At 71.5% G+C, this 6330-nt stretch carries 6 protein-coding genes; 2 read left to right on the top strand and 4 right to left on the bottom strand.

Going from position 1 to position 6330, the window contains the following annotated elements; all coding sequences use genetic code 11:
* The 3 genes from AC2VNT_RS12085 to AC2VNT_RS12075 form a co-directional block, all read right to left on the bottom strand.
* Positions 1-880, bottom strand: an 880-nt coding sequence (locus tag AC2VNT_RS12085; protein ID WP_486947088.1) for an acyl-CoA dehydrogenase family protein, incomplete at its 3' end; no start/stop codon positions are given.
* A 14-nt stretch (positions 881-894) separates the two neighbouring features.
* Positions 895-2076, bottom strand: a complete 1182-nt coding sequence (locus tag AC2VNT_RS12080) for an acyl-CoA dehydrogenase family protein (RefSeq protein ID WP_486947087.1) — start codon at positions 2074-2076, stop codon at positions 895-897.
* Between the two features lie 27 nt (positions 2077-2103).
* Positions 2104-2832 carry an SDR family NAD(P)-dependent oxidoreductase gene (locus AC2VNT_RS12075; protein ID WP_486947086.1) on the bottom strand — a complete coding sequence of 243 codons (729 nt, stop codon included), beginning with the start codon at positions 2830-2832 and terminating at the stop codon, positions 2104-2106.
* Positions 2833-2890: 58 nt separating this feature from the next.
* On the opposite strand from AC2VNT_RS12075, the gene AC2VNT_RS12070 reads away from it, so the two are divergent.
* Positions 2891-4009, top strand: a complete 1119-nt coding sequence (locus tag AC2VNT_RS12070) for an alkaline phosphatase family protein (RefSeq protein WP_486947085.1) — start codon at positions 2891-2893, stop codon at positions 4007-4009.
* Positions 4010-4019: 10 nt separating this feature from the next.
* Here the strand turns inward: AC2VNT_RS12070 and AC2VNT_RS12065 are convergent, their stop codons facing one another.
* Positions 4020-5516 carry a potassium/proton antiporter gene (locus tag AC2VNT_RS12065; RefSeq protein ID WP_486947084.1) on the bottom strand — a complete coding sequence of 499 codons (1497 nt, stop codon included), beginning with the start codon at positions 5514-5516 and terminating at the stop codon, positions 4020-4022.
* Positions 5517-5634: 118 nt separating this feature from the next.
* Between AC2VNT_RS12065 and AC2VNT_RS12060 the strand changes: the two genes are divergently transcribed.
* Positions 5635-6306: a potassium channel family protein gene (locus AC2VNT_RS12060; protein ID WP_486947089.1), complete on the top strand. Its 672-nt coding sequence runs from the start codon at positions 5635-5637 to the stop codon at positions 6304-6306.
* The last annotated feature ends 24 nt before the right edge of the window (positions 6307-6330 follow it).

Here is a 6330-nt window from a genome sequence, read left to right as displayed (position 1 = left end):
CCAGTTCGGTGGCCACCTCGGCGAGCACGAACTGGGTGTTCTGGAAACTGGCGATCGGCGAGCCGAACGCCTGCCGCTCCTTGACGTACTGCAGGGTGTGCGCCAGCACCCCTTCGGCGGCGGCCACCGCGCCCACCCCCAGCGAGAGTCGCTCCTGCGGCAGGGTGCGCACCAGCTGGTAGAAGCCCTGGCCCTCCTGGCCGATCAGGTTCTCCACCGGAACCCGCATGTCGGTGAAGGAGAGCTCGCTGGTGTCCTGGGCGTGCAGGCCGATCTTCTCCAGGTTGCGGCCGCGCCGGAAGCCCGGTATCTCCGGGTCGACGACCAGCAGGGAGAGTCCCTGGTGCCGCTCGCCGCCGGTGCGCACCGCGACGACGAACAGATCACCGGTCTGCCCGTTGGAGATGAAGGTCTTCGCCCCGTTGACGACGTAGTGGTCGCCGTCCCGCTGCGCGGTGCTGCGGATGCCGGCCAGGTCGCTGCCGGTGCCCGGCTCGGTCATCGCGATGCCCAACACCGTCTCACCGGTCACCACGCCGGGCAGCCAGCGTCGCTGCTGCTCGGCGGTGGTCAGGTCGGTCAGGTAGGGCAGCACGATGTCGTTCTGCAGCGAGATCGCTACCGCCTCGGCGGCCGCCCCGGCCCGCTGCAGCTCGTCGACCACGATCGCGTTGTATCGGAAATCGGGTATCCCGGCGCCGCCGAACTCTTCCGGCACCGAGAACGCCAGCAGCCCAAGCTTTCCCGCCTCGGTGAACAGCGACCGGTCCAATACCCCGCTGCGTTCGGCGGCATCGTGGGCGGGGACCACCACCCGCTGCACGAAATCGTGGGCCAGCTCTCGGAACTGCCGGTGCTCGGAGGTGTAGGTCAGGCTCACTGGTGCTCCTCCTGTCAGCGGAAGGCGCTCAGGCCGGTGAACTTCTGGCCGAGCACCAGCTGGTGCATCTCCGGGGTGCCTTCGTAGGTCAACACCGACTCCAGGTTGACCATGTGCCGGATCACCGGGTACTCCAGTGATATCCCGTTGCCGCCCAATATCGTTCGTGCGGTACGGCAGATCTTCAGCGCCTCCCGGGTGTTGTTCAGCTTGCCGAAGCTGACCTGGTCCGGGCGCAACCCGACGCTGTCCTTGAGCCGGCCGAGGTGCAGCGCCAGCAGCTGGCCCTTGTGCAGCTCGACGGCCATGTCGACGAGTTTGGCCTGGGTGAGCTGGAACCCGCCGATCGGCTGGCCGAACTGGGTGCGGTCGGTCGCGTACGCTCGGGCCGCCTGCCACGCCGACCGTGCGGCCCCCATCGAGCCCCAGACGATCCCGTACCGCGCCTCGGAGAGGCTGGACAGCGCGCCCTTGATGCCTTCGGCGCCGGGCAGCAGCGCGTCGGCCGGCAGCCGCACGTCGTCGAGCGCCAGCTCGGAGGTGATCGAGGCGCGCAGCGAGAGTTTGTGGTGCATGGTGTGCGCGGCGAAGCCGGGGGTGTCGGTGGGGACGATGAAGCCGCGGATTCCGTCGTCGGTCGCCGCCCAGACCACCGCGACGTCGGCGATCGACCCGTTGGTGATCCACATCTTGCGGCCGTTGAGCACCCAGTCCGAACCGTCCCGCCGCGCCCGGGTCTGCATCGCGCCCGGGTCGGAGCCGACGTCGGGTTCGGTCAGCCCGAAACAGCCGAGCAGTTCGCCGGTGGCCATCGCCGGCAGCCAGCGCCGCTTCTGCTCCTCGGAGCCGTTGTGGTAGATCGAGAACATCGCCAGCGAGCCCTGCACCGAGACCAGCGAGCGGATCCCGGAGTCGGCCGCCTCGAGTTCGGTGCAGGCCAGCCCGTAGTGCACCGACGACGCGCCCGGGCACCCGTAGCCGTGCAGGTGCATGCCGAGCAGGCCGAGCGCGCCGAACTGCTTGGCCAGCTCCCGGGCCGGCAGGTCGCCGACCTCGAACCATTCGGTGATGTGCGGCATGACGCGCTCGGCGCAGAACTTGCGCACCGTGTCACGGACGGCGATCTCGTCGGCGGCCAGCGACGCGTCCAAGCTCAGCGGGTCGTCCGGGTCGAAGGCGGCGGGTTCGGGGCTCATCGGTCAATCCTAGGTGTCAGCCGGCCTTCAGCCGGCCATGGTCAGGCCGCCGCTGACGCTGATCACCTGTCCGGTGATGAACGACGCGGCGTCGGAGGCGAAGAACAACACCGGGGCGGCGACCTCCTCGGGACGGGCCAGTCGCCGGAACGGAATCGCTTTGACCAGAGCCTCTTTGAGTTTCTCCGGTTGGGCCTGGAACAGCGGGGTGTCGGTCGGCCCCGGGCAGACGCAGTTGACGGTGACCTGGTGGCGGGCCATCTCCCGGGCCAGCGACTTGGTCAGGGCGATCACCCCGCCCTTGGCGCCGGCGTAGATGGTCTCGCCGGCGCTGCCCACCCGGCCGGCGTCGCTGGCCAGGTTGACCACCCGGCCGCCACCGGCCTCCACCATGCCGGGCAGGAACGCCCGGCACATGTGGACCGGCCCCAGGTAGTTGATCGCCACCACCTTCTCGGCGAATTCCGGTGTGGCGTTGAGGAATTGATCGGTCCGATCCCAGCCGGCGGCGTTCACCAGCACGTCCGGGGTGCCGACCTGCGCCGTCACCCGCGCGCACAGCTCTGCCACTTGGCTGTGGTCGGCGATGTCGACCGGCAGCGCGGTGATCGCCTCCGGCGCCGCGGCGGCGGTGGCCGCGGCGGCGGCCAGGTCGAGGTCGGCGGCGATCACCCGGTCACCGCGGGCCACGAAACCCAGCGCGATCGCCTTGCCGATACCCGATCCGGCCCCGGTCACCACCGCGAGTCTGCCCATGGCTCCCACCTTCGTCGCTGCCGGCGGAGATTTCCAGTGCGGGTGGCAGGCTGGCGGGATGCCCGGATCGATCTGCGACATCCTGCCGTCGGCGGCCGCGGTGCTCGGCGTCCCGGACGCGACCGACAGCCTCGGGCTGGCCGAACAGGTCGGCGAGGTACGCCGGGTGGCGGTGCTGCTGGTCGACGGGATGGGGTATCACCTGCTGCCGCGGCTGGCCGGCGAGGCCCCGCTGCTGGCGTCGGTGCTGGCCGGCACCGACGGGCAGCTGACCGAGCTGGCCTGCACGTTCCCGTCGACGACGCCGACCAGCCTGACCTCGCTGGGCACCGGCGTGCCGCCGGGAGAGCACGGAGTGCTGGGCTTCACGGTGAACGTCCCGGGCACCGAGCGGGTGCTCACCCACATCTTCTGGCGGGACGACCCGCCGCCGACCCGCTGGCAGCCGGTGCCGACCTGGTTTCAGCGGCTGCGGCAGGCCGGGGTCAGCGCCCGTACGGTGCTGCCCGAACCGCTGATCGGCAGCGGCCTCACCGAGGCCGCCTACCGGGGGGCGGAGCTCCGCCCGACCGCCAAGGGCGAGCGGTACGCCGCTCGGGTCCGCGACGAGCTGGCCGCCGCACCCGGGCTGGTCTACGGATACACCGCGGCGCTGGACCGGGCCGCCCACCTGTCCGGCATCGGGTCGGCGCACTGGCACAGCGCGGCGGCCCGGATCGACGCGCTGCTGGGCCGGCTGGTGGAGGAGTTGCCGGACGACGCGGCGCTGCTGGTCACCGCCGACCACGGCGGCCTGAACGTGCCCGCCGACGCTCGCGTGGACCTGGATGCCGACCCGCGGCTGGCCGCCGGGGTGCGGGTGGTCGCCGGCGAGCCGCGGGTCCGCTACCTGCACACCGAACCCGGCGCCACCGCCGACGTGCTGGCCGTCTGGTCGGAGCTGCTGGCCGGGCGGGCCGAGGTGCGGCTGCGCGACGACGCGGTGGCCGCCGGGCTGTTCGGGCCGGTGCGCCCGGAGCACCTGGGCCGCATCGGCGACGTCGTGGTCACCTGCACCGGTGACGCCGCCATCCTGGCCACCGCCCACGAGCCGCCCGAATCGGCGCAGCTGGTCGGCTTCCACGGTGCGGCCACCGCGGCCGAGACGGCGATTCCGCTGATCGTGCTGCGGCGCTGATCCGGGCCGGTCAGTCCGCGGCGCCGTACTCGCCGAACCAGTAGGCGAGTTTGCCGCGCCGGCTGACCGCCCGCAGCCGGCCTTCGGCGGCCGCGCGGGTCTTCGTGGTGGTGACGATCAACAGCTCGTCTCCGATGGCGATCAGCGTGTCCGGCTGCGGGACGAAGGTGTGGCCGCTGCGGATGATCAGGGTGATCACGCTCGGGTCGGGCAGCCGCAGCTCGAGCACCGACACGTTGTGCAGCCGGGAGTCCGGCTGCACCGTCATGGTCAACAACTCCGCGTCGAGCACGTCCAGCGGCGCCGCCTCGACCTGCAACTCCCGGGTGGCGTCTCGCGGGAGCAGCCCGAGCCGGTGCGCGAACAGCCCCAGGGTGGGACCCTGCACCACCGTGTACACCACGACCAGAATGAAGACGATGTTGAGCAGCCGGTAGCTGTCCGGCACGTGTTCGACGATCGGGAAGGTGGCCAGCACGATCGGCACCGCGCCGCGCAGGCCGGCCCAGGATAGGAAGACCTGCTCGCGCCAGGGCACCTTGAACCAGGCAAGCGATGCGACCACCGACAGCGGTCGGCTGAGCAGCAGCAGCACCGCGCCGATCGCGACCGCCGGGATCAGCTCACCGGCGAGCTGGCTGGGACTGACCAGCAGCCCGAGCAGGACGAACAGCCCGATCTGGGCCAGCCAACCCAGGCCCTCGGCGAACGAGCGGGTCGCCGAGCGGTGCGGCAACCCGGAGTTGGCCAGCACCACCCCGGACAGGTAGGCGGCCAGGAAGCCGCTGGCGTGCACGCTGCCGGCCGCCGCGAAGGCCACCATCGCCAGCGCGAACGTCGCCAGCGGGTACAGACCGGAGGCCGGCAGTGCGGCCCGGCGCAGCGCGAGCGCCCCGAGCAGGCCGGCGACCAGCCCGATCGCTGCACCGGTTGCCAGCTCGTAGAGCACGCCGAACGCGGCCGCACCGGCGTTCAGGTGCAGCGGGACAGCACTGAGCGTCAGCACCGCGATCGCCGCGGGCGCGTCGTTGAAACCGGATTCGGCCTCCAGCAGCCCGGCCACCCGCCGCGGCAACGGCAGCACCCGCAGGATGGAGAAGACCGCGGCCGCGTCGGTGGGGGAGACGACCGCGCCGAGCAGCAGCGATAGCTGCCAGCTGATGCCCAGCAGCAGGTGCGCGGCGATCGCGGTGACCGCCATGCTGACCGCGACCCCGACCGTGGCCAGCACACCGGCGGGCACCAGCAGCTTGCGGATGTCGGCGAACCGCGTGGTCAGACCACCTTCGACCAGGATCACCGCCAGCGCGGCGGTGCCCAGGTCGCTGGCCAGCTGCACGTCGCTGAACTCCAGGCCGAGTCCGTCGTTGCCGATCGCGACGCCGACCGCCAGGAACAGCAGCAGGCTGGGCAGGCCCACCCGGTCCGCGGCGCGGGTGGCGACAATGCTGACCAGCAGCACCAGACCCGCGATCAGCAGCGCCAGGTAGAGCTGCTGCAAGGTCATGGCGTCCCCGCTCGGGTCTGCGGGGCCGGGCCGCCGCGGTCGGATTATCTGTAGTAAATCAGTACCGCCGTGCTCGCTGTGGTACACCCGGGAGCAGTGGCGGTGAGGAGAGCTGATGATGCGGATCGGGATCGCGGGTGCCGGCGCGGTCGGTCGGTCGGTCGCCCGGGAGCTACTCGAAGACGGCCACCGGGTCCTGTTGATCGAACGCAACCCGCGGCACTTCGAGCCGCGCACCGTTCCGGACGCCGAGTGGCTGCTCGCCGACGCCTGCGAGCTCAGCGCGCTCGAGGAGGCCGGCATCCAGACCTGCGACGTGGTGATCGCCGCCAGCGGCGACGACAAGGTCAACCTCGCGGTGGCGCTGCTGGCCAAGACCGAGTTCGGGGTGGACCGGGTGGTCGCCCGGGTCAACGATGCCCGCAACCAGTGGCTGTTCACCGAGGGGTGGGGCATCGACGTGGCGGTCTCCACGCCGCACGCGATGGTCGCCGCGGTGGAGGGGGCGATCGACGTCGGACATCTGGTGCAGCTGATGGGGCTTCGCCGCGGGCGGGCGAACCTGACGAAACTGACGCTGCCGGTGGATAACCCGCTGATCGGTCAGCGGGTCTGCGACGTGACCCTGCCGGACAACGCCGCGTTGGTGACCGTGCTGCGGGACGGCGGCGTCATCCTTCCGGGGGCCGAGGACGTGCTGCAGGCCGGTGACGAGATGCTGTTCGCCGCGGGCCGGGGCGCCGAAGAAGGTGTCCGGGCCGTGGTGCACGGGGTCTCGGGCAGGCGATGACGGTTGGACAGCGTGAACCCGGCC

The organism is Mycobacterium sp. TH-M15 (genome assembly GCF_057473705.1).
The sequence above is the reverse complement of the archived record's forward strand: the minus strand, read 5'-3'. Positions and strand labels throughout refer to the sequence as shown.